The sequence below is a fragment of the Eoetvoesiella caeni genome (genome assembly GCF_003315175.1).
GTDB classification, from domain to species: Bacteria; Pseudomonadota; Gammaproteobacteria; order Burkholderiales; family Burkholderiaceae_B; genus Eoetvoesia; species Eoetvoesia caeni.
Window position 1 is genome coordinate 1 of sequence record NZ_QNRQ01000011.1, and the last position, 23375, is coordinate 23375.

The 23375-nt window shown below is 64.8% G+C and carries 26 protein-coding genes; 18 read left to right on the forward strand and 8 right to left on the reverse strand.

The features are described 5' to 3' along the window. Together DFR37_RS16865 and DFR37_RS16870 are read left to right on the forward strand one after the other, a co-directional pair. Window positions 1-903, forward strand: a 903-nt coding sequence (locus tag DFR37_RS16865; RefSeq protein ID WP_170139945.1) for a TraM recognition domain-containing protein, incomplete at its 5' end; no start/stop codon positions are given. Further along, on the forward strand, window positions 900-1649 hold the full coding sequence (locus DFR37_RS16870) for a TIGR03747 family integrating conjugative element membrane protein (RefSeq protein WP_113934415.1): 750 nt from the start codon (window positions 900-902) through the stop codon (window positions 1647-1649). The genes DFR37_RS16865 and DFR37_RS16870, both read left to right, overlap by 4 nt. Window positions 1650-1653: 4 nt before the next feature. On the opposite strand, the gene DFR37_RS16875 is transcribed toward DFR37_RS16870, so the two are convergent. From DFR37_RS16875 to DFR37_RS16910, 8 genes are all read right to left on the reverse strand, one after another. Beyond that, window positions 1654-4278 carry an ATP-binding protein gene (locus tag DFR37_RS16875; protein ID WP_021205711.1) on the reverse strand — a complete coding sequence of 875 codons (2625 nt, stop codon included), beginning with the start codon at window positions 4276-4278 and terminating at the stop codon, window positions 1654-1656. A gap of 191 nt (window positions 4279-4469) precedes the next feature. Then, window positions 4470-5195, reverse strand: coding sequence for a CBASS effector endonuclease NucC (gene nucC, locus DFR37_RS16880; RefSeq protein WP_021205712.1), 726 nt, complete (start codon window positions 5193-5195; stop codon window positions 4470-4472). A gap of 36 nt (window positions 5196-5231) precedes the next feature. Continuing rightward, window positions 5232-6134 carry a CBASS oligonucleotide cyclase gene (locus DFR37_RS16885; protein ID WP_021205713.1) on the reverse strand — a complete coding sequence of 301 codons (903 nt, stop codon included), beginning with the start codon at window positions 6132-6134 and terminating at the stop codon, window positions 5232-5234. Further along, window positions 6134-6634: a type III CBASS phage resistance system CD-NTase-associated protein Cap7 gene (gene cap7 / locus DFR37_RS16890; protein ID WP_021205714.1), complete on the reverse strand. Its 501-nt coding sequence runs from the start codon at window positions 6632-6634 to the stop codon at window positions 6134-6136. Before cap7 ends, DFR37_RS16885 begins: the two co-directional genes overlap by 1 nt. Next, the gene (locus DFR37_RS16895; protein ID WP_021205715.1) at window positions 6631-7101 is read right to left on the reverse strand and encodes a hypothetical protein; all 471 of its coding nucleotides are present in this window, start codon (window positions 7099-7101) and stop codon (window positions 6631-6633) included. The genes cap7 and DFR37_RS16895 overlap by 4 nt, the downstream gene beginning before the upstream one ends. Continuing rightward, window positions 7098-8012: a CBASS system CD-NTase-associated protein Cap6 gene (cap6, locus tag DFR37_RS16900; RefSeq protein WP_021205716.1), complete on the reverse strand. Its 915-nt coding sequence runs from the start codon at window positions 8010-8012 to the stop codon at window positions 7098-7100. The genes DFR37_RS16895 and cap6 overlap by 4 nt, the downstream gene beginning before the upstream one ends. Before the next feature lie 17 nt (window positions 8013-8029). Next, complete coding sequence (locus DFR37_RS16905; RefSeq protein ID WP_113934416.1) at window positions 8030-8605, reverse strand: PIN domain-containing protein; 576 nt, start codon at window positions 8603-8605, stop codon at window positions 8030-8032. Next, a complete protein-coding gene (locus tag DFR37_RS16910) occupies window positions 8602-9069 on the reverse strand; it encodes a helix-turn-helix domain-containing protein (RefSeq protein ID WP_043156233.1) in 468 nt (155 codons plus the stop codon). The genes DFR37_RS16905 and DFR37_RS16910 overlap by 4 nt, the downstream gene beginning before the upstream one ends. 213 nt (window positions 9070-9282) lie before the next feature. On the opposite strand from DFR37_RS16910, the gene DFR37_RS16915 reads away from it, so the two are divergent. The 16 genes from DFR37_RS16915 to DFR37_RS16990 all read left to right on the forward strand — a co-directional run bounded on the left by DFR37_RS16915 (window position 9283) and on the right by DFR37_RS16990 (window position 23367). Further along, window positions 9283-9663 carry an integrative conjugative element protein, RAQPRD family gene (locus DFR37_RS16915; protein WP_113934417.1) on the forward strand — a complete coding sequence of 127 codons (381 nt, stop codon included), beginning with the start codon at window positions 9283-9285 and terminating at the stop codon, window positions 9661-9663. Next, on the forward strand, window positions 9660-9893 hold the full coding sequence (locus DFR37_RS16920; RefSeq protein ID WP_003050225.1) for a TIGR03758 family integrating conjugative element protein: 234 nt from the start codon (window positions 9660-9662) through the stop codon (window positions 9891-9893). The genes DFR37_RS16915 and DFR37_RS16920 overlap by 4 nt, the downstream gene beginning before the upstream one ends. 16 nt (window positions 9894-9909) lie before the next feature. Continuing rightward, on the forward strand, window positions 9910-10269 hold the full coding sequence (locus DFR37_RS16925) for a TIGR03745 family integrating conjugative element membrane protein (RefSeq protein WP_023095489.1): 360 nt from the start codon (window positions 9910-9912) through the stop codon (window positions 10267-10269). Window positions 10270-10281: 12 nt separating this feature from the next. Next, window positions 10282-10692 carry a TIGR03750 family conjugal transfer protein gene (locus DFR37_RS16930; protein WP_003821108.1) on the forward strand — a complete coding sequence of 137 codons (411 nt, stop codon included), beginning with the start codon at window positions 10282-10284 and terminating at the stop codon, window positions 10690-10692. After that, on the forward strand, window positions 10689-11381 hold the full coding sequence (locus DFR37_RS16935; RefSeq protein WP_113934418.1) for a PFL_4703 family integrating conjugative element protein: 693 nt from the start codon (window positions 10689-10691) through the stop codon (window positions 11379-11381). The genes DFR37_RS16930 and DFR37_RS16935 overlap by 4 nt, the downstream gene beginning before the upstream one ends. Next, entirely contained in the window at window positions 11378-12292 is a 915-nt protein-coding gene (locus DFR37_RS16940; RefSeq protein WP_113934419.1) for a TIGR03749 family integrating conjugative element protein, read from the forward strand. The genes DFR37_RS16935 and DFR37_RS16940 overlap by 4 nt, the downstream gene beginning before the upstream one ends. Further along, window positions 12282-13700: a TIGR03752 family integrating conjugative element protein gene (locus DFR37_RS16945; protein ID WP_113934420.1), complete on the forward strand. Its 1419-nt coding sequence runs from the start codon at window positions 12282-12284 to the stop codon at window positions 13698-13700. The genes DFR37_RS16940 and DFR37_RS16945 overlap by 11 nt, the downstream gene beginning before the upstream one ends. Beyond that, entirely contained in the window at window positions 13681-14121 is a 441-nt protein-coding gene (locus tag DFR37_RS16950; RefSeq protein ID WP_113934421.1) for a TIGR03751 family conjugal transfer lipoprotein, read from the forward strand. The genes DFR37_RS16945 and DFR37_RS16950 overlap by 20 nt, the downstream gene beginning before the upstream one ends. Then, window positions 14121-17000 (forward strand): conjugative transfer ATPase, encoded by a 2880-nt coding sequence (locus DFR37_RS16955; protein WP_113934422.1) that lies wholly within the window; start codon window positions 14121-14123, stop codon window positions 16998-17000. Before DFR37_RS16950 ends, DFR37_RS16955 begins: the two co-directional genes overlap by 1 nt. 13 nt (window positions 17001-17013) lie before the next feature. After that, on the forward strand, window positions 17014-17799 hold the full coding sequence (locus DFR37_RS16960) for a DsbA family protein (protein WP_113934423.1): 786 nt from the start codon (window positions 17014-17016) through the stop codon (window positions 17797-17799). Window positions 17800-17981: 182 nt separating this feature from the next. Continuing rightward, window positions 17982-18476, forward strand: a complete 495-nt coding sequence (locus DFR37_RS16965) for a JAB domain-containing protein (protein ID WP_113934424.1) — start codon at window positions 17982-17984, stop codon at window positions 18474-18476. A gap of 162 nt (window positions 18477-18638) precedes the next feature. After that, entirely contained in the window at window positions 18639-19085 is a 447-nt protein-coding gene (locus DFR37_RS16970) for a TIGR03757 family integrating conjugative element protein (protein ID WP_113934425.1), read from the forward strand. Further along, entirely contained in the window at window positions 19082-20029 is a 948-nt protein-coding gene (locus tag DFR37_RS16975) for a TIGR03756 family integrating conjugative element protein (protein ID WP_113934426.1), read from the forward strand. Before DFR37_RS16970 ends, DFR37_RS16975 begins: the two co-directional genes overlap by 4 nt. 9 nt (window positions 20030-20038) lie before the next feature. Then, complete coding sequence (locus DFR37_RS16980; RefSeq protein WP_113934427.1) at window positions 20039-21436, forward strand: integrating conjugative element protein; 1398 nt, start codon at window positions 20039-20041, stop codon at window positions 21434-21436. Continuing rightward, entirely contained in the window at window positions 21433-21804 is a 372-nt protein-coding gene (locus DFR37_RS16985) for a hypothetical protein (RefSeq protein ID WP_113934428.1), read from the forward strand. Before DFR37_RS16980 ends, DFR37_RS16985 begins: the two co-directional genes overlap by 4 nt. A 15-nt stretch (window positions 21805-21819) precedes the next feature. Next, window positions 21820-23367 carry a conjugal transfer protein TraG N-terminal domain-containing protein gene (locus DFR37_RS16990; protein WP_113934429.1) on the forward strand — a complete coding sequence of 516 codons (1548 nt, stop codon included), beginning with the start codon at window positions 21820-21822 and terminating at the stop codon, window positions 23365-23367. The last annotated feature ends 8 nt before the right edge of the window (window positions 23368-23375 follow it).

Genomic DNA, 23375 nt, shown 5'->3' on the forward strand with positions numbered 1-23375 from the left:
CTGGCCCCGAACTACTCCGACCTGGCGGACCCGCGCCCGATCTTCGACTGGATGCAGATCATCCGTAAGAGGGCCATCGTCTATGTGGGGCTGGACGCGCTCTCCGACGCCGAGGTCGCTGCCGCGGTGGGTAACTCCATGTTCTCCGATCTGGTTTCGGTCGCAGGCCATATCTACAAGCACGGGATCGACGATGGCCTGCCAGACGCTTCGGCCGGAGCGCGCGTGCCGATCAACGTCCACGCCGACGAGTTCAATGAACTCATGGGTGCCGAATTCGTGCCGTTGATCAACAAGGGCGGCGGCGCCGGGCTGCAAGTCACCGCTTACACGCAGACCCTCTCGGACATCGAGGCCCGCATCGGCAACCGCGCGAAGGCCGGTCAGGTCATTGGCAACTTCAACAATCTGTTCATGCTGCGTGTACGCGAGACCGCGACCGCTGAACTGCTGACCCGGCAATTGCCGAAGGTCGAGGTCTATACGACCACCATCGTCAGCGGCGCGACCGACAGCTCGGACATTCGCGGGGCGACGGATTTCACGAGCAACACGCAGGACCGCATCAGCATGTCCAGCGTACCGATGATCGAGCCGTCGCATGTCGTCGGCCTGCCCAAAGGCCAGTGCTTCGCGCTGCTGCAGGGCGGTCAGCTTTGGAAAGTGCGCATGCCGCTGCCGGCGCCGGACCCGGACGAAGTGATGCCGGCAGACTTGCAGCAACTGGCCGGGTACATGCGCCAGAGCTACAGCGAAGCGACGCAGTGGTGGGAGTTCACCAGCTCCCCGGCCTTGCAGGACACGGGCCTGCCCGACGACCTGCTGGATGACGCCGCTCCGGCCGAACCTCCCGCGGTGGCCACCGCCACCGGCGATGGCACCGGCAACGAGGCCTCGCCATGAAGGACGCCGCCTCGACTGCGCAACGGGAGCAGAACCAGCGTCAGGGACTGATCGTCGGCACCATCACCTTGCCGTTCCGGCTGCTCGGGGTGCTGATCGGCTCGCTGCTGTTCTCGATCGTCGTGGAGTGCGTCGGCATGCACCTGTTCTGGAAGGACCAGGGCTGGCGGCACTCGCAGCAGATGTTGCAGTACGAACTGGGGCACCTGTCCAGCCACTTCACGCGCAGCGTGGTCGTGCAGGAGCCGGGGCGCACGGCGCACGAGCTGGTGGACACCGGCTACGAATGGGTGTTCGTGCGTTCCGGGCTGCTGGAGCGCATGGGCCAGACCGCCGAACGCGCCCGCACGCCCAGCCATGGACAGACGCGCAACTTCCGCTACTACATCAGCCAAGTCTATGTCTGGACTGAAAGCTACCTGATCGCCGCTGCCTTCACCACGCTCACGTTCCTGGTGCGCCTGCTGGTGCTGGTGCTCACGTTGCCGCTGATCTTCACCGCGGCGTTCGTCGGCCTGATCGACGGTCTTGTGCGGCGAGACGTGCGCAGGTTCGGCGCAGGCCGGGAATCCGGCTTCATCTACCACCGCGCAAAGGCGAGCCTGATGCCGCTGGCCGTGCTGCCGTGGGTCACGTATCTGGCCCTGCCGATCTCGGTGCATCCACTGCTGATCCTGCTGCCCAGCGCCGCCTTGCTGGGACTGGCCGTGAGCCTGACCGCAGGCAGCTTCAAGAAGTACCTCTAGGCATTCAGCGTCTCTGCAAGACATCCAGCGCGGCATCCAGGGCTGCGACCGCTTCAACAACGACCCGAACGGTGGTTCGGTCGAATTCATGATCACGCTGCGAATCGTGCACGCCGCTGTTGAGGTAACCCCACTCGATGCTTGTGCCGCTGACGTTGAGCAAGGCAACGAGGGCTGCAACCGCCTGCGGCGCGCCGGGGTGCTGCGCCGCGATCCGATCAACCGCTGATCGCAACTTGGCGCACTTGTTGTTCAGCTCCCAGGGTGAACGAGGACCACCCAGCTTGATCTCGATTCGACCATCGGCGCGACGTCCCAGCCATGTCCAGAGACGGTCCGTCAGGCTCTCCAACGCAGGCCGGGCCTGCCGCAGCGCCTCGCGCTTCTCATCGGCCGCCAACGCCTGCTGCGCCAGCAGGACATAATTCTTCGTGGGCGGATCACCGTCGACGCGAAGCTCGTGCTCCCCTTGGTGAGGAAGGAACTTGTAGCGCTTGATGGCGCCAGCGCGCCGGGCGCCCAGCTCCTGCTGGATGCGATGCAGGAATTCCTCGGCGTGCGAGGTGAGGATGACCTGCTTACCGTCGAGCAGGCCATCCTCGAAGAAGGTGCGCCAAATGCCGTCGCGGTGGTCATCGTCGATCGCATTGACGACGTCATCAAAGATGACGACGGGACAACCCTGCGCGATATTTTTGGCGAGCAGTATCGCTAGGCCGAGGCACTTGATGTGCCCCTCGCTGAACACGATCAGCGCGTCGTAACGGACACCCGGCTCCCCAGCGAACTCCACCTCGATCTTGCCGTTCTCGGCCACTGGCAGCCACAGCGCGTGCAGCAGATCGCCGGGCGGATCGGCCCGGTTGAATGCGTTGTAGAGCTGGCGCGCTTGTTCTCCCAGCCCTTGGAGCAGCACACCTGGAAGTGCGGCAAGGTAGGCCTGAATCTCGGGCAAAAAGCCGTCGTAGGCAATCTTGACCCGCTGGTGGTGCGCCACCACCGCCACTTCCGCAGCAACGGCCTCGATCAGTTCGCGGTTCGCCTCGTCGAACTGGGCGACGGTCTGGCGGGCAGTGGCCAGATCCTGATCGGCCGCCCCCCGCATGGTGCGCAGTCGTTCGACCTCCAACTGGTGCTGCTGTAGGCCATCTCGCTCCTGTGCCAATGCGCCGCGCTGGGCATGCACTTCCCGCGCCTGCGCGTCGACCCCTTCAATGATCTCGGCGATCCGCAGCAGAGCGTTCCAGGCACGCCGATCTCCATCGACCCAGGCACCAAGCCAATTGCCGGCCGCAGTGGGAGGCAGCAGCGGCAGGCCAGCACCCTGTGATTCGGCCGGACAGGCAACGGCACCCGCCGTCACCACGCGGCGCATCTCCTCCCACAGAACTCGGACCGCCTCGCTCAACTGCGTGCGATGTCCGGTCTCCTGCTGTTGGAGGGCAGCCAGTTGAGCAAGCTGCTCCAGGCCCGCGCGTGCCTTCGCGAACGGATCCTGCGCCACAGCGGCCAGTGCAGTTCCACAGGCGGGGCAAGCCGTCGCCCCGTCCGCCAGCGCCAACACGGCCTCGTAGAGCTTCGCGTATGACACCTCGCCGGCGCGGGCGGCAAGCTGCCCGGAGGACGCCCGCCACAGTCCCTGGATCCGATAAGCCTCTGCCAGCAACGCCTGCAGACGGGCCTGCGTCACTTCATAAATGGCAGGCGGGTTGGCGTCCAGTTGTGCCTGGACGTACGGCAGCCGCCCTTGTTGCTGCGGTGTGCCGAGCAGCCAGTCGACGCAGGCCTGGTAGGTCGCGCCAGGCCACATGCGATGCGCCAAGGCCTGCTCCAGTGCCTCGACCGCAGCAATCTTCTGCGGATAGGCGGCGATCGTCTGCTCGGAGTTCGCCAACTGTACGCGGCGCTGTGCCAGCTGCGCAGCTTGGACACCGGCGAGCATCAGGTCCTGATCAAGCAAAGGGTTGAAGCCCCGCACGAATTCGCTGAACTGGTCCACGCCGAACAGGGTTGCGATCAGTTGCCGCTGGTCGCCCGGCGTCCGCGCGGCGATGCGGGCAAAGTCGTCAAGGCGGTTCTTCTCGATGAAGCAGAAGCGGTATTCGGCTTCATCTGGCTGGACAGCCTGGGGCTGGTCTTCCACCCGGGACGATAGGACAGGCGCGACATGACGGCGCAGGCGAACGTTGTTGCAGTAGATCCTTTGGTCCACCCGTTTGACTTGCGCCTCGCTGATGGAGCCAAGCATCGCGACTTCCAGTGCCTCGCAGAAGCTGCTTTTGCCAGTGCCGTTCGCACCGTAGACCAGGGTGATGTCATGGCTGAGGTCGAATGTCTCCTGACGCATGAAGCCCCGAAACGGCCCGACGTCGAGCTGATGCAATCTCCCGAGGGCCGGCCCGGCTTCGGGGTCACCCAACTCTCCGTCGAATGCGGCGGGCGTCTGCGCCAGATGCTCAACAGCCAGTGGTGCGAGGCGCGTGGATCGCCCGCGTCGTGCAGCGCCCACCTCCGCAAGGGGCTGCAGGTGGTCGAGTACCACGCGCGCAAGTCGGCGCACGTCGTCGTGCACCTGCCGCTGCGCCAAGTGCACCAGGAAACGTTGGTATTCCGAATGAATGCTTGCCATGTAGCCCCCCTCTACACAGACAGACGCTCTGAGTCGCGTCTTGGTGTTGTTATCTGCCGTCTACAACTCAGTCGCCTGATGATCGCGGCCTATATCTTCATGGCGTGCTGTCGTTCAGCGCGCACGGTGGTCCATGATTAAGCACTCAGCCTTGATAAATTACAGTCCGCCAACACCCACCGAACGCGCCGTCACTTCGTCAGCCACTGACCATAGGCTTCCACGTCGATCATGGGAACGGTTCCACTGAACTGGAGCTGGGCAATCAGCTTGAACAGAAACGCCGTGGCCGGCTTATTTTCGTTGATGTAGCTGTAGTTTCCGCTGGCAGGGTCGTGAAAGAAGTGTCCATGGGCGGCGACGCAACCGACGTCAAGACGCCCATCGGCCAACTCGGCTTTCAGTGCCTTATCCATCGAGGGTCCCAGGGCGGGACTCCATTCGCTCTCGAAGGTGAGCAGGCCGCCAAGTATCGGAATGAGCGGTTTGGCCGGATAAGTTCCACCGGCATGAGGGATAGGCAGGCTCGTGCGGTGCAACCTGCGCACGCTGGCCACTTTCTCTTGCGCATAAGCGACCAACGCGGCATCAGCGGTTTGCTTGGCCTCGAACACGGCATACACGCTTTCGGCAGGGATGATCGTCTCGTTCTCGTAGGTGAAAATGAACGGCGAGTACTGCCGGTCAAACACCACGACGTCGATCTGCTGGCTGAAGTTTCCCAAGCTGTCCACCACGTGCGCCTTGGCCGCTTGGTATCGTTTTGGAAGATACGTGTCCAGCATGCTGATCCAGACGTTTTCACTGGCATCGCCTTTCGTGCCCGGATGCGCGAAGCTCTTGCGCACCACGGACAGGCGCTGCTGGATATCGTCATGCAACGACGACAGCAGTTGGGAAAGCGACCATTGAGACATGCTCTACCTCGATTGGATGGTGGGAGAACCGGGGACTTAGGACAATGGAAACTTCGGTCCAAAAAGCGTGCGCCAGGCACGAAGCGCTTCAAGGTTACGTCCCCGCCGGCTATGGTCGATGGCAACTGCTGCGTCACGACTTGCTTGGGCCAGCAATTCCTGCGCTCGCTGCTTGCGTGCGGCGTCCATGTCGTTGCTGATCGCCGGACCCAAACCTGCAGGATCGAGCCACTCGTCGTGGACGCGGTCTGCGAGCGTGGCGAAGAACGACTGGATCTCGCGATCAAACGAGCCTCCCCAGCCACCGTAGAGGCATTCCAGCGCCATGACCTCAATGAGGAAAGATGGCTTTACCGGCTTGTCAGTACCGTGCTTGGGATTGTTGTTCCAGTACTTCACCATGCGCACGAGACCCTTCCACTCGTTCCCGTAGGCCTGATGCGCCGCCGTTGCTTGCTCCTTGTGGATTTCAGGATCCGTCTTGATCCATTTTCCGGAAGCCGAGTCGGGGATCTCGTATTCGCTTCCCGTGTCGAATGCCGGCACGGCATCCACACTGACCACGCGGTAATCAGTATTGTCTTCAGCGTCGATGTGCACGCCGAAGTCAACGTTGATCGAACGCGCCTGCTTGCGGACGGCAGCGGCACCATACTTTTCTACCAACGCCGCATGAAAGTCATCCAGCACGACAGACGCGGCCTTGCCGTGATAGTGCTTCTCCGAATCCTTCAGCACGAAGAAGATGTCAATGTCTTTCAGAGGCTTGGTCTTTGTGTACCGCGCATAGGAGCCAGTCAAGAAGCTGCGGGCAATCCCGAACTTGGTCTGCAGGTAGTCCCGCACTTCATTCTGGCGCTGCGAGGCGTTCTTCTGTTCGCGCTCGTTGAGTTCAAGGCGCGATTTGAACTTCCGGAAAGCTTCATCGATCGATAGCATCAGCGCTGCCTCCAATATCCGGCCTGCCCCGCCAGGCCACTGTGTTCGACGGTCGAGCCGAGGCTCTGCTTGACCATCCCATCTGTTGACCGGTAGCTACCCTTGCTCCAGCCGTCCACATCTGGACGTTCTGGCTTCGTGTCGAGCAAGAGCTTGTACTTGGCCTGCGAAGGCAGCAGTCCAGCCTTCTTGATCGCGTATTTCAATTGTTCGGTATCCGTCCAGAAGCTGCCGTCTCCATCCGACCAGCCGTACACGATGTCAATGTCCCATCGAGTGACTAGCTTGTCTGTCGCTGGGTCGTAGACCTCCAGGATGACTTTTCGCAGATCGCCAGTTCCGAGCCAGGTCTTGATCGCGCGCGTGTTGCTCTCCCATCGATCGGCGAAGAACTCGGGATCCAGACCACTGAGCCGGATGATGTCCTTGAGGCTCTTGAGGATGTTGTCCGTCACATACGTGACCGAATGCGTGTACGAGTAGGTGGCGACGGTACTCATGACTTGAGGAACCCTCCAAGGTCGAGCGAAAGCGCCTGTGCACTGGCGGACCGTTCGTCGGTGGCAATGCCCTGGGTCATGTCCCTCGCAGTGATGCGTGTGCTGTGCTTTTTCAGAGACGCCTGAACCCAGGTGAGTTCGTCCTTTGGGCACGGCAGAGACACCGCCCAGTCGCCCTTCAGCGGCTCGAAACCCAGCGCGTCTTCGCTGGCATCGCTGCCATCGATGGCATCCTCGTCGAAAAGGCAGTAGATGCGGGTTCGTGGCCCGTCACAGGTCGCCACGATGGGCGCACCCTTGGGCGCCTGATCGGTGATCAGGCTGGCCGCTACTCCTGCTACCGCTTTGAGTTCCGTGCGAGCGGCACTCTCTTTACCCTGTGTGAGCAGCTCAACAATAGCGTCCCAGGTTTGCAGCGCATCGCGATGCGGGCTGCTTCGGAACGTTCGACTGACGACAGTGGTCATCGTTGCTTTCCTCCTTGAAGACGCGCTTGCTTGGCTTGGCCGATCGCACTGCGCAGATGATCGATCGACAACTTGTTGGGATCGATTGCCACTTGGGGATCTGCGGCAAGCGCGTTTGCTACCACCTTTCGGATGGCGCGGCCGTCCAGCCCCACGCATTCGCCGACGCAAGCGTCGAACTGGGCCCCCGAGGCAATTTTGCCGATGTGCGGAAAGGTCTTGGCCAGCCCCTTCAAACACTCAATGAGTATCTGTTTGCATGCCTCTTTGCCCGGCAACGGCACCTCCATCACCATGTCGCAACGAGACATGAAGGCGCTGTCGACCGCTTGCGGGAAATTACTGGTGGCCACGAACAACAGATGCGGGTGTTGCTCGGCAAGGATGTCCAACTGAACCAGCACCGCGTCTGTCGCACGATGGACGTCGACGGGATTGGCCTCCAGGCTGAGCTTCGATCGGTCCGCTGCAAGAGTCTCAACTTCGTCGAGCAGCACGATGGTAGGCCCCACCGCGGCAGCTTCGGCGATAGATTGCGAGAAGAGTTCCGCCACTGCGCGCTGTGTCTTTCCCATCGCAGAACTGGTCAGCGTATGAGGATCGACTTCAAGCAAACGAAACTTCCCCGAAGGGAACGATTCCGCCACGCGGTGCGCCAGGCCGCGCGCCAATGATGTCTTTCCCGTTCCCGGTGGTCCCACCAGCAGAATCACACCATGCAGCGGCAACACCGTGCGCTCCACCTTGGGTCGTACCGTGAAGTTGACGATCGCCTGAGAGAGCAGTTGCTTCTTGCGCGCCTCGTCCATCACGATTGAATCCCACAGCGCGCCCAGCGAGGCGTCCGGCAGCTTCCAGCTTCGGTGGATGCCTTTCGGCAGGGATACATCCGTCGGGGGATTCTTGGTCATCCGTGTGTCTCAACAGGTCAGAGGATGGTGCGGTAGCCGGCAAGTACCTTGGTGGTCTGGACCAGGCCTTGGCGCAGCAAGATATCGAGATAGCGATCGACGTCGATCGTCGGGTTCCTAAGTTGGGCGCGCTGGCGCTGTGCGGCCGAGACGACTGCAGCCGCATCCAGATCCAGCAAGTTGTCCACGAACTCATCCGGGTGCTGCGATTCGACGCCGTAGGGCGCCAGCAGCTCATTCGGGAAATCTCGCTGGTTGAATGTCACGATCACACTCGCCCCACAGCGAATGGCGGCGGCCAGCACGTGGCGGTCGTCCGGATCGGGCAAGGTCAGACCGGCCGCGAGCGATTCGTACCCTTCTACCAATCCATCGGGGATGGCACGATCCATCAGGTCAGACGTTCGGTCGACTTGCGCCTTGGTGAGATCGGGCCGATTGATCAGCAGGTTGCGTTTCCACTCCTCGTGAATGGTTTGGCTCCAGCGCGCTCGGAACCGACCGGACAGCCCCAGCCACATCAAGAAGTCCCGCAGCGGCGCGGGATATAGAACGCATGCGTCATAGACGGCCGTGAAGGGGGAATGCCTCATTCGTACCCCATTCCCAATTCTTGCGACTGCTGGGTGAGTTCAGCCATCGCCTGCTCGCTGGCGCGCTCACGCGCCTCCTTGTACTGCATCAGGTCGGCAAACCTCACCCGGCGGTGCTTGCCAGTCCGATGAAACGCCAACACCCCATCTTCGAGCAGCTTGACGAAATGCGGACGGGACACGTTGAGCAGGTCCGCGGCCTCCTGTGTTGTCAGCTCCGCATGGACAGGCACCACCTTCACAGCATTGCCATCGGCCAGTTCGGCCAAGATGTCCACCAACAAACGCAAAGCCGAGGTCGGCAGCTCGACTTGGTGCGCCTGCTTCTGGTCATCGAAAATCTGGATGTGCTGAGTTTCAAACTGCGTCGCTAGATAGGCAGCCAAGGCGCGTTGCCCCTGCACGGCTGCCTTCACCTCACCCTCGGCGGGCAGAGTCATCTTGGATTGGGCAGTAACGGTCATGGGTATCTCCTGGGCGAAAACGGGTTGCGAGCCACATCTTAGTCGAAATAAACGAAAAGCGCAATAAACGAAACGGGGCGCCGATCTCGGCCGTTCGGCCGCCGTCATTCGCCTCCGCTTCAATAGGGGAACGAGCCAGTTCGGATTGTTTGCGGCCTAAAACACCGCTGATCTCCAGGATCTGGCCATTGCTGATCACACAGGAATGGCGCGATGTTGGCTCCGATCTGGCAGCGCGCCGCGCATCGCGGCGTGCCCACTTTTCTCGTGACGGCCCTGCTGCTGGGTCAGTCCCCGATGGCGTTGGCCGAGTCCCCCGCACAGCGCCAGGAGCTGGTCGCCGCGCTGCGCCAGCTCGACGCCCTGGAGCGCACCGTCGCCGACAGCGTCGCGCATGCCCCCATCCAGCCGGGCGAGCGCTACCACTTCGATTATCCGCGGCTGCTGGCTGACTTGGCGCGCGTGCGCGCCGGCATCCAGGCCCATCTCACACCGTCGCGTGCCCAGCCGCGCGACCCCTCCGAACTGGCCGGCGACTACCGCACCGAGCGGTCCGCTTCGCCATCGCCGACGACTACGGAAGCCAAGCAATGAACGGCGCCCAGGTCTCGGCATTTCAAGCCAACAGCGGCATCGCGCCTTCGGCGATGGCGACCGTCCTGGTCGGCGTCGTGTTCGCGGTCCTGCTCGTGTGGGGCGTCTGGGCCATCCGAACGGCCTACGTGGGGTGGTCCGAGAGCCGCCTCAACCAGCGCCAGTTCCTCGGCGTCTGCATCCGCTTCGTCGCGATGTACCTCGTCCTGAGCTTCTTCCTCCTCTCCTGACCTGAAAGGCACGACCATGCAAAACCGCATCCTCCATTCCCGTCTTGCCCAGCGCGCCGCTGTGGCACTGGGCGCCGCCGCGCTGCCCGCGCTGTCGTTCGCGCAAGGCTTGCCGCAGTTGGAAAACCCGACCCGCGGCACCGGCAACGGCATCATGGAAACGATCAGGAATTACGGCTACGACATCATCATGCTCGTGGCGCTTCTGGTCGTTGCGTCGATGTTCATCGGCGTCTGCTACCACGCCTACGGCACCTACGCGGAAATCCACACCGGCCGCAAGACGTGGGGCCAGTTCGGCCTCACGGTCGCGATCGGTGCCGTGCTGCTGGTGATCGGCATCTGGCTGCTCACCGAAGCCACCGGCATCCTGTAAGGCGAGGCCGGTATGTCCGAGCAGCAGCACGTCCGTGCGGACGGGACCGTCACGTTCCTTCCGCACCGGCTCAACCGCCACCCCGTAGTCGTGCGCGGCCTCACCGCCGACGAGCTGTGGATCTGCTGCGGCCTGTCCGGCGCCGCCGGACTGCTGGTCGGCGCGCCACTGTCCTGGGTGTTCCGCACGATCGCCATCGCGCCGACGTTCGTCGTCCTGGGCGTGGCCCTGGGCGTCTTCATCGGCGGCGGCATCCTGCGCCGGCTCAAGCGCGGGCGTCCCGATACCTGGCTGTACCGGCAACTGCAATGGCGCATAGCCACGCGCCATCCGCTGATGGCGGGGTGGGTGGGCGGCCACGTGCTGATCTCGCGCTCCGGCTTCTGGTCCACCCGAAGGTCTGTTGCAAGGGGGGCACGATGAGCCGCTTCAAGAACGAGATCACCCACCTGCAGGCGCACATCAAGACGCTTCGCCTGGGGGCTGGTGCGCTGGTCATCGTCGCCCTGGTCATGGGCGGCGGCTGGTGGAGCGCGCCGCGCGACCTGACCATCCACGTCCCGCCTGACCTGCGCTCCGGCAGTACCCGAAAGTGGTGGGAAGTGCCGCCCGAATCGGTCTATGCGTTCACGTTCTACGTGTTCCAGACGCTCAACCGCTGGCCGACGAACGGCGACGAGGACTACGCGCGCAACCTCCACACGCTCTCGCCGTACCTCACCCCGTCCTGCCAGGCCTTCCTGCGCGCGGACTACGACTACCGGCGCAGCACGGGCGAGCTGCGCCAACGCGTGCGCGGTATCTACGAAATCCCCGGCCGTGGCTACGGCGACGATCCCACGGCGCGCGTGCGCGTGGTCTCCGACCGGGACTGGGTGGTGACGCTCGACATCACCGCCGACGAGTACTACGGCGCCGAGCAGGTCAAGCGTGCGCTCGTGCGCTACCCAGTGAAGGTCACGCGGGTGGACATCGATCCCGCCCGCAACCCGTTCGGCCTGGCGCTGGACTGCTACGACGGGGCGCCCCAGCGCATCAGCGCACCGGAGCCGACGCGCCCGGCGCCTAGCGGCCTGTCTCCGCAAGCGCCCCAAGGAGGAAACACCCCATGAAGCATCCTGTACTCACGCTGCTGGGGCTGCTGGCCGTCGCCGTGGCCCCCGCTCAGGCGGTGGAAATCCTGCGCTGGGAACGCATGCCGCTCGCGGTGCCGCTGAAGGTGGGCCAGGAGCGCATCGTGTTCATCGACCGGAACGTCCGCGTGGGCGTGCCCGCAGGGGTGGGCGAACGCCTGCGCGTGCAGAGCGCGGGTGGCGCGGTGTACCTGCGCGCCAACGAACCGATCGAGCCCACGCGGCTGCAACTGCAGGATGCCGACACGGGCGCGCTGATCCTGCTCGACATCGCGGCCGAGCCGCCCAAGGACGGCGAGGCCGAACTGGAGCCGGTGCGTATCGTCGAGAGTAGTAGCACCCCGGCGCGCTACGGCGATCAGGCAGGCGGTGCCGATGAGGCCCCCGCACGCGCCCACGACCAGGCAGGTACGCGGGCGACCCGGCGCGAAACCCCGGTTCCGGTCGTCCTGACGCGCTTCGCCGCGCAAAACCTCTACGCGCCGCTGCGCACTGTGGAGCCGCTGCCTGGCGTCATGCGGGTGAACCTGCGCCGTGACCTCGACCTCGGCACGCTGATGCCGACGCTGCCGGTGCGCGCGGTCGCGCTCGCGTCGTGGCGTCTGGAGGACCAGTGGGTCACCGCCGTGCGCCTGACCAACAGCAGTAGCGGCTGGGTCACGCTCGACCCGCGCGTGCTGCAAGGCGATTTCCTCACCGCCACCTTCCAGCACGAAACGCTCGGCCCCCGCGGTACGCCCGAGGACACGACCGTCCTGTACCTGGTGACGCGCGGGCGCGGCCTCGCGCAATCGCTGCTGCCGGCGATCCACCGCTTCGACCCGGCTGCGCACCTGCCACAGCCGGAAGCGCAAGCCGACGACGGCAAGGAGGCCCGCCATGCGCAGTAACGGCTTGCTCAAGTGGCTGATGATCCCGGTCGCTCTGCTGGTGCTGTTCGTTGCGATCCGGCTGTTCTCCGGCGGAAGCACGTCGGCTCCGCCGACCCCAGATGCCGGCTCCAAGCTGACGCCCGAGGAAATGAAGGCGTTGGGCATCGAAGGCGATACCCCGCGCGATACCGTGGCAACGCTCGTCGCGCAGGTGAAGCAGTTGCGCACCGAGCTTCAGACCGCGCTGACCGACAACAAGTCGCAGCGCGAGGAAAACCAGCGGTTGCGCCAGCGCGAAAACTCCATCGATCAGCGCATCAATTCGGCCCTCGAATCCGAGCGTTCCAACCTGCGCCGCGACCAGGAACAGGCGGCCAGCGCTCGCCAGCAGACCGAAGGGCTGCTCGCCGACCTGCAGCGGCGCCTGGACAGCATCGGTGGGCGCGGCGGCGGCCACGCTGATCTGCCGGTGGGCCTGGGGCTGCGCGACGGCGACGAGGCCGGCATGGAAGGCGGCATGCGCTGGGTCGAACCGGACGACGCGAAGAAGACCGAGGGCCGCAACGGCAGTCGTGGCACGGGCAGCGGCATGAGCTTCCCGACGAGCTTCGGCCCAGCGCAAAGCACACTGGAAACGACTGCGGAAACCGTGGCGAACGCCGGCGCACGTGCGGCAGGCGTCAAGAGCGCCAAGCCGGTCTATACCGTGCCAACCAACTCGACGCTGATGGGCTCCGTGGCGATGACGGCGCTGATTGGGCGCGTGCCGATCGACGGGACAGTGAACGATCCGTACCCCTTCAAGGTACTGGTCGGGCCGGACAACCTCACGGCCAATGGCATCGACATTCCCGACGTGGCCGGCGCGGTGTTCTCCGGCACCGCTTCGGGTGACTGGACGCTCTCGTGCGTGCGCGGTCAGGTGCGCAGCATCACCTTCGTCTTCCACGACGGCACGATCCGCACCATCCCCGAAGACCGCGACGGCAATCAGCAGAACAACCAGCAACGCGACGGCCTGGGCTGGATCAGCGACCCGCACGGCATCCCCTGCGTCAGCGGCGAGCGGCGCAGCAACGCCCAGCAATACCTCGGCTCGCAGGCCCTGATCACGGCCGCCGGCGCGGGCGTGGCCTCGCTCATCGAAAGCGACAGCGGCCGCATGTCCTACGTCGGCTCGGACGGCGCCATCGGCACCGTGGGCATCAGTGGCCAGGAAGCAGTCGGCCAGATCCTCGCAGGCGGCGTCCGGGACATGTCGGCCTGGGTCAACAAGCTCTACGGCCAGGCCTTCGCCGCCGTCTATGTGCAGCCCGGCGCCAAGGTCGCCGTCCACCTCGAAAAACCGCTGGCCATCGATCACGACCCCGAAGGCCGGCGCGTCGATCACCGTGCAGGAGAAAGCCATGCGCTCGAACTCGATTAAGGGCCTGGCGCTGACCCTCGCCATCGCCGTGCTCGGCGGCTGCGCCACCAGCAAGGAAGAACTGCTGACCCATAGCGACCGCACCATGATGGACATCTGGCAGCAGGAAACGGGGGGCGGCAGCAGTGGCACCGGCCAGGTCGCGCGCCGGCAGTTGCTCGACGCGCGCCAGAGTCTGCGCCGGCCGCTGACCGAGGCCGACGTGCAGACCGCGCCCGCCGAGCAGATGCGTTACACGCGCACCGCGCGCAACGAGGTCTATCGCCAGTTCCACCGGCTTCCGAATCCCGATCTCGTCATGTACGTGTATCCGCACTTGGCGGGCTCGGACCCTGTACCTGTGCCGGGCTACACGACGGTTTTCCCGCTTTACCAGCGCGTGCAGTACGCCATGCCGGGCGAGCGCGTGGAGGACTACTGATGCGCTGGAAACTTCCCTGGCCGAAGCTGGCCGCATCCGACATCGGCGACGAAGAGAAGCCGGACGGCTGGCAGCGCCATGTCCAGGCCTTGCACCAAGCCGGCATCCCCGAACCCGGCGCGGCGGTCCAGGGCCGCAGGCCGGCGACGGTAGCCGACGAGCAGGCGCTGTACGACGTCGCGCCGTCGTTCGCGGAACTGCTGCCTTGGGTGGAGTTCCTGCCGCAGTCGAAGTCCATGCTGCTGGAGGATGGGCAGTCGGTCGCTGCCTTCTACGAGCTGGTGCCGCTGGGCACCGAGGGCCGGGAACCCGGCTGGCTCGCGCATGCCCGTGATGCCTTGGAGAACGCGCTCCAGGACTCGTTCGATGAACTGGACGAAAACCCCTGGGTGCTACAGCTCTACGCCCAGGACGAGCCCAGCTTCGACCAGTACATGCAGACCCTGCGCGACTATGTGCAGCCGCGCGCCCGCGATACCGAGTTCACCGAGTTCTACCTGCGCTTCTTCAGCCACCACCTGCGCGCGGTGGCCAAGCCGGGCGGGTTGTTCGAGGACACGGTGGTCACACGGCTGCGCTGGCGCGGCCAGACGCGGCGGGTGCGCATGGTGATCTATCGCCGTGCCACCGGGCCGGCGAGCCGCCGCGGCCAGACGCCCGAGCAGATGCTGAACATCGTATGCGACCGCCTGTGCGGCGGCTTGGCGAACGCCGGCATCCAGGCACGGCGCATGGTCGCAGCCGACGTCCACGACTGGCTGCTGCGGTGGTTCAATCCGCGTCCTACGCTGCTCGGACCTGGAGCCGAAGACCGCGAGCGTTTCTATGCGCTGGCCCGCTATCCCGACGAGACCGAGGACGGCGAGATCGAACTGGCGAGTGGGCGGGATTTCAGCCAGCGGCTGTTCTTCGGCCAGCCGCGCTCCGACGTGGCGCACGGCACCTGGTATTTCGACGGCATGCCGCACCGGGTGCTGATCACCGATCGCCTGCGCATGCCGCCCGGCACGGGGCACCTGACAGGCGAGACCCGCAAAGGGGATGCCATCAACACGCTGTTCGACCAGATGCCGGAAGACACCTTGATGTGTCTCACGATGGTCGCCACGCCGCAGGATGTCCTGGAAGCGGACTTGAACCACCTGGCGAAGAAGGCGGTGGGCGAGACGTTGGCGTCGGAGCAGACGCTCAAGGACGTGCAGGAGGCGCGCTCGCTGATCGGCAGCGCGCACAAGCTCTACCGGGGAACGCTGGCGTTCTACCTGCGTGGGCGCGACGAAGCGGAACTGGACCGGCGCGGCCTGGATCTGGCGAACGTCATGCTCAACGCCGGCTTGCAGCCGGTGCGCGAGGACGACGAGGTGGCACCGCTCAACAGCTACTTGCGGTGGCTGCCGTGCTGTTACAACCCCGGCAAGGATCGGCGCAGGTGGTACACCCAACTGATGTTCGCCCAGCACGCGGCGAACCTGTCGCCGGTGTGGGGCCGCGCCCAGGGTACGGGACACCCTGGCATCACGATGTTCAACCGTGGTGGCGGCCCGATTACGTTTGACCCGTTGAACAGGTTGGACCGGCAGATGAACGCTCATCTGTTCCTGTTCGGTCCCACCGGCTCCGGCAAGAGCGCCACGCTCAATAACCTCTTGAACCAGGTCACGGCCATCTATCGGCCGCGGCTGTTCATCGTCGAGGCCGGCAACAGCTTCGGCCTGTTCAGCGATTTCGCCAAGCGCCTGGGCCTGACGGTGAACCGGGTCAAGTTGGCCCCAGGCTCGGGCATCAGCCTGGCACCGTTCGCGGATGCGCGCCGGCTGATCGAAACGCCGAGCGACGTGCAGACCCTCGACGCCGACGCGCTGGACGAAGACCTGCCACCGGATGCCTCGGCCATGGAGGCGGACGAGCAGCGCGACGTGCTGGGCGAATTGGAGATCACGGCGCGTCTGATGATCACGGGCGGCGAAGACAAGGAAGAAGCCCGGATGACGCGGGCCGATCGCTCGCTGATCCGCCAGTGCATCCTCGACGCCGCCGAGCACTGCTACGGTGGAGGTGGTAGCGAGAAGCGCACGGTGCTCACGCGCGACGTGCGCAACGCGCTGCGCACCCGTGGCCAGGACCCGACGCTGCCAGAGATGCGGCGCGTGCGGCTGCTGGAGATGGCGGACGCGATGGAGATGTTCTGCCAAGGCACTGACGGCGAGATGTTCGATCGCGACGGCACCCCATGGCCCGAGGCCGACATCACGCTGGTCGATCTGGCGACATACGCACGCGAGGGCTACAACGCGCAACTCTCGATCGCCTACATCTCGCTGATCAGCACCGTCAACAACATCGCAGAACGTGACCAGTATCTGGGCCGTCCGATCATCAATGTCACAGACGAAGGCCACGTGATCACCAAGAACCCGCTGCTCGCGCCCTATACCGTGAAAATTACAAAAATGTGGCGCAAGCTGGGGGCCTGGTACTGGCTGGCTACACAAAATATCGACGACCTGCCGCGTGCCGCAGAGCCCATGCTCAACATGATCGAGTGGTGGATCTGCCTCAGCATGCCCCCCGATGAAGTGGAGAAGATCGCGCGGTTCCGCGAACTGAGCCCAGCGCAGAAGGCGCTGATGCTCTCGGCCCGCAAGGAGGCCGGCAAGTTCACCGAAGGCGTCATCCTCTCCAAGAGCATGGAAGTGCTGTTCCGCGCCGTGCCACCGAGCCTGTACCTCGCCCTCGCGCAGACAGAACCCGAGGAGAAGGCCGAACGCTACCAGCTCATGCAGCAATACGGCTGCACCGAATTGGAAGCGGCTTTCAAGGTGGCCGAGAAGATCGACCAGGCACGCGGCATCGAGTCGCCGGCCCTGGAGCTGTCGTAAACCGGAGAACGCCATGGAACAGAAACGTCCTTCCATTCCGATGCAGGTCCAGGCGGTCCGCCGTCGCAATCGGCGGCTCCGCTGGCCGTGGGTATTGGCTGCTGCGCTGGTCGCGCTACTGCTGACCTGGCTGGTGTCCCGCACGCCCGGCGAATCCTCAGCACCGTCGCCCGCGCCGGTCAGCACGGCGCAGGTCGCTGGGCCACCTTGGCAGATGGGCAACCCGGAAGGCCGCTTCACGCTGACGCTCTATGCCGACCTGGAATGCCCGTTCTGCCGGGAGTACTTCCCGCAGCTCAAGCGGTGGGTCGGCAACAACACCGACGTCGCACTGCAATGGCATCACCAGCCGCTGGCCGCGCACGAGCCGGCCGCGTCGGCCGAGGCAGGTCTGGCCGAATGCGCCGCCGAAGCGGGCGGGCATGCAGCGTTCTGGCAGGCGGTCGAATGGGTCTATGCCCACACGCGCAGCGACGGCCAGGGCCTGCCCGATGGCTTGCGTTACCCCGAAACAACGTCAGCCATCGAACAGTGCATGGCGAGCGAGCGGCCCAACGTGGCCGTCCGCGCCCAGGCCGCGGAAGCCACCAAGAGCGGCGTGACCGCCACGCCGTCGCTGCGACTGCTCGATCGCCAGACGGGCCAGGCCATTCTGCTGCAGGGGCCGATCGAGGGTGATGCCTTGCTCTCGGCCATGGACATGCTGGCGGCCGGGGACATGGCCAGCGACGCGGCGGCGTCACCCGCCCCCCCCACATCCGCAATGCCTGCCGACGTTGTCGGCGACATGCCCAGGTAGCCCTCGGTCTTGGAGGCTACGGCGCGGCTCGCCGCGCTGACCGCGACCCGTTCGCTTTCGCATCCTGGCTGCGAACAATCACCGCTGCGCGGTGGTGGATGCACCTAGTTCTGCTGTTTCCATCCCCAGGAGGGCTTGCCCTCCCAGGGTGGCGTCCTCCATTCAAATTCTGGAGGTTTGCCATGTCTCTCGTCGTCAATGACTCCTGCGTGGAGCCACGTTTTGCCCCCGCGTCCCAATCCGATGACTGGATCATCCGGCAAGCCATCGCGCTGCTGGAGCAGCGGGTCTTCAAGAAGGGGCCATCCCTGGAAAGGCCTGCCGCCGTCAAGGACTACCTGCGCCTGAAACTGGCCGCCGAGCCCAACGAAATCTTCGCCATCGTGTTTCTCAACAGCATGCACGAGGTGCTGGCCTATGAGCCGATGTTCAAGGGCACGGTCCATTCGACCACGGTGCATGCGCGGCCGATCGTGCAGCGTGCCCTGGAGCTGAACGCTGCTGCGGTCATTTTTTCGCACCAACACCCTTCAGGCTGCACGGAACCGTCGAGCGCGGATCGCGCGTTGACCCAAACGCTGAAGGCCGCGTTGTCGCTGATCGACGTGAGGGTGCTGGATCACCTCATCGTCGGCCAGGGCACGTCGTACTCGTTCTCGGAATCCGGCCTGCTGTAGCGACGGCATCGGCTCCCTGATCCACGCGGAGGCTTCGGCCTCCGCTTTTTCATGGGCGCGAGACAAGCAGGTATGCGGGCAGTGCGCGATGCGCATTGTTTGTTGGGGCCGCATCGGCTTCGCGTTTGACTACTGCTCTGATCAACTTCAAGGGCATGGGACATGCCAGCATCTCTTTCCAGGTTCGCGCCGGGCTGGCGAACCCTCGGTCTGGCCGTAGCGCTGCCGGCAGCCCTGGCCGTTTTCAGCCCGGCCACCTTCGCCGCCGACGTGGTGGTCGTCACCGACAGCCGCCACCCGGTCAAGACCATGGGTGGCGAGCGGCTGATCGAGCTGGACGAAGCCCACCGGATTGAAGCGGACCTTTCAGCGGAACTGCCCACCGATCCCGAACAGGCGACGGCCATCGTCAAGCGCCGGCTCTCCAGCGGCGGCGCCGACCTCCAGCGCCGCATCGCTTCCGCATACCAAGGCGTCACAGACGCATGGAGCCTGGGCATCACCAGCATTCCGGCCGTCGTGGTGGACCAGCGCTACGTGGTCTATGGCGAGTTGGACGTGGCCCGCGCCGTCGCGCGCATCGAGCAGCACCGGAGGCACCAGCCATGACCCGAGCATTCGACCTGATGCGCCGCCTGCGCGCGGGCGTGGCGTCCGTGCTGCTGCTCAGCGCCACCGGCAGCTACGCCCTCAACACCGCCACCATCGTCGGCTCGGTAGCGTCACCCGACTGCCTCGAATACCGGGTCGTCGGCATCTGCTACTGGCTCTACTGCACATGGACGGGCTGCACCGTGCGCACGTCCACCAAAGTCCGCCACTACGTTCCCGACGCGGTGGTGTCGTCGTACTCGAATACTGGCGAAAACCCCTGGGTCGAAGTCCGGGCGATGAGCACGCCCAACCCGTCCGCCCAAGCGGGCGGCGATGGAACCACGAACGAGGATCACGAAAACACCCTCGCCAAATTCAAGAACGCGGATGTCATCGGCCACCCCGGCGCCGAGGTGTTCAACCAGTTCGTCTCGTCGTCGGGCTACTTCTGTGAGGGCGCGGGCACGGCGTTCATGCCGTACTTGCTCAGCACCCTTGATACGCTGGCCTGGCGCTACAACGTGCCCGAGATGGCCTACCCGGAAGCGCTGATTCCGGGCCGGCGCGAGGTCGGCGCACGCACCACGATGAACCTGTGGGGCAACGTGTATCCCCGTGGCGGCTTCCTGCACCAGACCGACGACTTCAAGGCCGGCGCAGTGGTGGCCCAGCGTGCGGGCGATGTGGTCACTCGCCGGGGGCAGATCCACGTCTATCAGCCGTTGCTTGCCAACTCCCGCGACGGCTACTGGCCTGCCGGCGCACTGATGGAGGGTGATGCCTCGACCGGCAAGTGGCAAGAACTCACGCCCGTCCTGTCGTCGTCCTGCACGGTCTTCCCGCGCAGCGGCTTCCTTACCCAGGCGCAGCAAGGCGACTACGCATGGGCGCTGTGGCGGCCCTATGCGTGCTGCGAACGCCGGGGCCAGGTGTTCCTGGGCAGTGTCGATTTCCTCTGAGGTGGTGCCATGAAGTTCCGTCCAGCATTCAATCCGTTCTCCCGTCGGGCACGTCGGACAAAGATCGTCCTGGCGCTGGCCGGCGCGCTCGCGCTGGGCAGCAGCGTGGCCTGGGGTCAACTGGGATACCAGACCAGCGGCAGCGTCATCGGCGATGACGTCGTGTACTCGATCGGCGGCGGCAACGCCGTGTCGATGGGGCGTGCGGCCGGCATGCGCTCCCTCGGCGTCGGCGTGGGCTGGAACAGCAACTTGATCTGCGGTGATATGAGCATCCAGACCACCTTGAGGAATCAGCTCAATGGCATCACCAACGGCTTCCAGCAAATCATGTCGTCGGTGATCCAGAGTGCCACCAGTGCGGTAGCGTCGTTGCCCGCGCTGATCATCCAGCGGGCTGATCCCGGTCTGTACAACTTGCTCACCAATGGCGTGCTGCAGGCGCGACTCGATTTCGACCGCAGCAAGCTGACGTGCCGTGCCATGGCCGAGAAGATGGCTGATATGGCGGGCGGCCAGCTCGGCTGGAGCCAGATGGCCGAAGGCCTGGCGCTGCGCGATGCCGTGTCGAGCACGGATGCGGTCTCGGCCATCGAGCAGGCCGAGACGCGCCGCGGCAATGACGGCGTGCCGTGGGTCGGGGGCAGCAATGCGGGCGGCTCCGGCCAGCCCGCGATCAGGGTCGTCGGCGATGTCACCCGCGCCGGCTACAACCTGGTCAACGGCCGCGGCGTGACCGACACCTCGTCCATCGCGTCGTCCAGCTGCAGCAGCCTCTCATGCCAGACCTGGACCTCGCCGCAGGCCGCCATCGCGTGGGCCACGCGCGTGCTTGGCGAGAAGGAGCAGCGCACTTGCGACGCCTGCACCAAGACCGAGACGACGCCCGGCGTCGGGCTCACGCCGCTGATCCAGGAAGAGTACGACGCCAAGCTGCAGGCGCTCCAGGATCTCGTCTCCAAGGCGAGGAACACGACGCCGGAGAACCTGCGCGAGGCTGGCAGTGCGTCGCTGCCGATCACACGCGGCGTGATCGAGGCGCTGCGCGATGAGCCCGACCAGCACCTGCTGTCGCAGCGCCTGGCATCCGAGGTCGCACTGGCGTCGGTGCTGGAGAAGGCGCTGCTGCTGCAGCGCACGCTGCTCACGGGGAAGAAGGAGCCCAATGTCGCGGCGAACGAGCTTGCCGTGGAGGCCGTAAACCACGAGAGCGACACGCTCGACCGTGAGATTCGCAACCTCAAGACCGAACTGGAACTGCGGCGCGAGCTGGCGAACAACTCCCCCATGGCGATCATCCAGCGCCACGGCACGCGCGCAGCGGGCTCGCGCGGCATCTACGAGGGCGATCCTGTGCCGGACCGTCTCGACCAGCTCCAGAAGGGCAATCCGGGGAGTCGGCCATGAGCCCGGCGCGCATGACCTGGCGGCCACTGCGCTGGTTGTTCAGCCGGCGCGCAGCAAAGACGCTGCTGTGGCTGGTGCTGATCGTTGCCGCAGCCGTGGGGGCCAACGTCGTCGGAATCTACCTGGTCGGCAGCGTTGCAGGCTGGGAACGGTGGCTGGCGGCCTCAGCAGGGCATTTCTTCATCTGGCGGCTGTGCGTGTACGCGGCAACGGCCTATGGATGGTTCTGGATGCGCCGCCGGGTGCTGGCCCGCGAAGACCAAAGCGGGACAGATGGGCAGGCGCGGCGCCGGCTGATCCGCACCGAGGTCGCCGGCGTCGTGGCCATCGTCGCGCTGGAAACCAGCCTGTTGATGCAGGCCGCTTGAGGGGAGATCGGGGTCATGACGCTCTTCACGACCGACTATCTGGAGTACTACCTCACCCTCGTGTCCTGGATCGTCAACAACGGCATCTGGGCCGTGCTGGTGTCCAGCGGGGTGTTCGCGCTGCCTTTCGTCGCCATCGTCGTGCAGGAGTGGCTGAAGGCCCGCGCGGAAGGCGCTGACGAGGGCAACAAAGGCGTACTAAGTGCCGCCCGTATCGAGAACCGGGTGTTCGTCGCGATCGTGGTGGTGATGTTCGCGGGCATTCCGTTCATCGACGTGGACCTCAGCACCATCCAGTACGACAGCTCGCGCTCGGCGCAGTGCCAGGTCAGCGTGCCGCAGCCTACGGAAACCGGCTGGTCGCAGTCATTTAGCACCATCAACAACCAGTCGGCGAAGGTGCCGGTCTGGTGGGCCTTCATGCACGCGCTCTCGCGCGCCGTCACGAGCGCCTCGGTGGCGGCGATCCCGTGCGGTACGGACCTGCGGCAGATGAGGGTGGAGATCGACGCGACCCGCATTGACGACCCGGTACTGGCTCAGGAGGTCGCGGACTTCTCGCGGGATTGCTATGGGCCTGCGCGGGCCAAATTGTTCATGCAGCGCCCGGATCTCGATGAGCAGCAGATGCACGACGTGACCTGGATCGGCTCGCGCTTTTTCACGGACACGGGTGGCTACTACGACAGCTACCGCTCCAGCACGGCACGCGAGGCATGGCCCTATGACGACACCCGCGATGCTGGCCTCGCGCAAGTTGCCAATGGTGGCGGCTACCCGACTTGCAGGCAGTGGTGGTCAGACGGCAGCAACGGCCTGCGGGCACGCCTTCTGGGTCAGGTGGACCCGAGCCTGCTGAATCGCCTGGCGGGCTGGGCCGGGTTCCTCAGCCGGACCGAGGTGGACGATTCGGTGATCCGCGCCATCGCGTCACCGCGGCAGCAGAAACTGAACCAGGGCAGCGTCTATACGGACTACGGCGGCCAGATCGAAAAGACTGACGCGAACATCATCACGCGCGCCGCTGCCGACGCGGGCCTCGCGGTTGGCGCCGTCGGAGCGTTTCCTGCGATGGACGCTTTGCGCCAGGCCGTGCCGATGGTGATGGCGCTCCTGAAAATGGCGCTGGTGGTCTGCTTGCCGCTGCTGTTGGTTGTGGGCACCTATGACTTGAAGACCCTCGTGGTCTTGAGTGTGGTGCAGTTCTCGTTCTTCTTTGTCGATTTTTGGTTCCAGCTTGCACGTTGGATCGACTCGACCATCCTGGACGCCCTTTATGGTTGGGGGTTTGGGTGGAACCGTCCGCACTCGAACTTCGATCCGGTGATGGGGCTGAACAATGCCTTCGGTGACATGCTCCTGAACTACGTGATGGGCACGATGTTCATCGTACTTCCAACCTTCTGGGTCGCGGCCCTTGGATGGGCCGGGGTTCACGCGGGGGGAGCGTTACAGGGACTGATTACTGGCACCGGAGATGCCAAAGCCGCAGGTGGAAAGGTGGGCAACATGGCCTTTGGCGGTGCCATGAGGATGGCCGGTAGCCCGGCGAAGAAGAAGTGAGCATGTCT

What these genes read in the sequence shown, in the direction of transcription:
- DFR37_RS16905 (WP_113934416.1), bottom strand. Translation starts at nt 8,605, where the DNA reads ATGAGGCATTCCCCCTTCACGGCCGTCTATGACGCATGCGTTCTATAT.
- DFR37_RS16915 (WP_113934417.1), top strand. Translation starts at nt 9,283, where the DNA reads ATGTTGGCTCCGATCTGGCAGCGCGCCGCGCATCGCGGCGTGCCCACT.
- DFR37_RS16875 (WP_021205711.1), bottom strand. Translation starts at nt 4,278, where the DNA reads ATGGCAAGCATTCATTCGGAATACCAACGTTTCCTGGTGCACTTGGCG.
- DFR37_RS16935 (WP_113934418.1), top strand. Translation starts at nt 10,689, where the DNA reads ATGAGCCGCTTCAAGAACGAGATCACCCACCTGCAGGCGCACATCAAG.
- cap6 (WP_021205716.1), bottom strand. Translation starts at nt 8,012, where the DNA reads ATGACCAAGAATCCCCCGACGGATGTATCCCTGCCGAAAGGCATCCAC.
- DFR37_RS16980 (WP_113934427.1), top strand. Translation starts at nt 20,039, where the DNA reads ATGAAGTTCCGTCCAGCATTCAATCCGTTCTCCCGTCGGGCACGTCGG.
- DFR37_RS16955 (WP_113934422.1), top strand. Translation starts at nt 14,121, where the DNA reads ATGCGCTGGAAACTTCCCTGGCCGAAGCTGGCCGCATCCGACATCGGC.
- DFR37_RS16985 (WP_113934428.1), top strand. Translation starts at nt 21,433, where the DNA reads ATGAGCCCGGCGCGCATGACCTGGCGGCCACTGCGCTGGTTGTTCAGC.
- DFR37_RS16965 (WP_113934424.1), top strand. Translation starts at nt 17,982, where the DNA reads ATGTCTCTCGTCGTCAATGACTCCTGCGTGGAGCCACGTTTTGCCCCC.
- DFR37_RS16945 (WP_113934420.1), top strand. Translation starts at nt 12,282, where the DNA reads ATGCGCAGTAACGGCTTGCTCAAGTGGCTGATGATCCCGGTCGCTCTG.
- DFR37_RS16960 (WP_113934423.1), top strand. Translation starts at nt 17,014, where the DNA reads ATGGAACAGAAACGTCCTTCCATTCCGATGCAGGTCCAGGCGGTCCGC.
- DFR37_RS16910 (WP_043156233.1), bottom strand. Translation starts at nt 9,069, where the DNA reads ATGACCGTTACTGCCCAATCCAAGATGACTCTGCCCGCCGAGGGTGAG.
- DFR37_RS16925 (WP_023095489.1), top strand. Translation starts at nt 9,910, where the DNA reads ATGCAAAACCGCATCCTCCATTCCCGTCTTGCCCAGCGCGCCGCTGTG.
- DFR37_RS16920 (WP_003050225.1), top strand. Translation starts at nt 9,660, where the DNA reads ATGAACGGCGCCCAGGTCTCGGCATTTCAAGCCAACAGCGGCATCGCG.
- DFR37_RS16940 (WP_113934419.1), top strand. Translation starts at nt 11,378, where the DNA reads ATGAAGCATCCTGTACTCACGCTGCTGGGGCTGCTGGCCGTCGCCGTG.
- DFR37_RS16975 (WP_113934426.1), top strand. Translation starts at nt 19,082, where the DNA reads ATGACCCGAGCATTCGACCTGATGCGCCGCCTGCGCGCGGGCGTGGCG.
- DFR37_RS16990 (WP_113934429.1), top strand. Translation starts at nt 21,820, where the DNA reads ATGACGCTCTTCACGACCGACTATCTGGAGTACTACCTCACCCTCGTG.
- DFR37_RS16950 (WP_113934421.1), top strand. Translation starts at nt 13,681, where the DNA reads ATGCGCTCGAACTCGATTAAGGGCCTGGCGCTGACCCTCGCCATCGCC.
- DFR37_RS16930 (WP_003821108.1), top strand. Translation starts at nt 10,282, where the DNA reads ATGTCCGAGCAGCAGCACGTCCGTGCGGACGGGACCGTCACGTTCCTT.
- DFR37_RS16970 (WP_113934425.1), top strand. Translation starts at nt 18,639, where the DNA reads ATGCCAGCATCTCTTTCCAGGTTCGCGCCGGGCTGGCGAACCCTCGGT.
- DFR37_RS16870 (WP_113934415.1), top strand. Translation starts at nt 900, where the DNA reads ATGAAGGACGCCGCCTCGACTGCGCAACGGGAGCAGAACCAGCGTCAG.
- DFR37_RS16885 (WP_021205713.1), bottom strand. Translation starts at nt 6,134, where the DNA reads ATGCTATCGATCGATGAAGCTTTCCGGAAGTTCAAATCGCGCCTTGAA.
- cap7 (WP_021205714.1), bottom strand. Translation starts at nt 6,634, where the DNA reads ATGAGTACCGTCGCCACCTACTCGTACACGCATTCGGTCACGTATGTG.
- nucC (WP_021205712.1), bottom strand. Translation starts at nt 5,195, where the DNA reads ATGTCTCAATGGTCGCTTTCCCAACTGCTGTCGTCGTTGCATGACGAT.
- DFR37_RS16895 (WP_021205715.1), bottom strand. Translation starts at nt 7,101, where the DNA reads ATGACCACTGTCGTCAGTCGAACGTTCCGAAGCAGCCCGCATCGCGAT.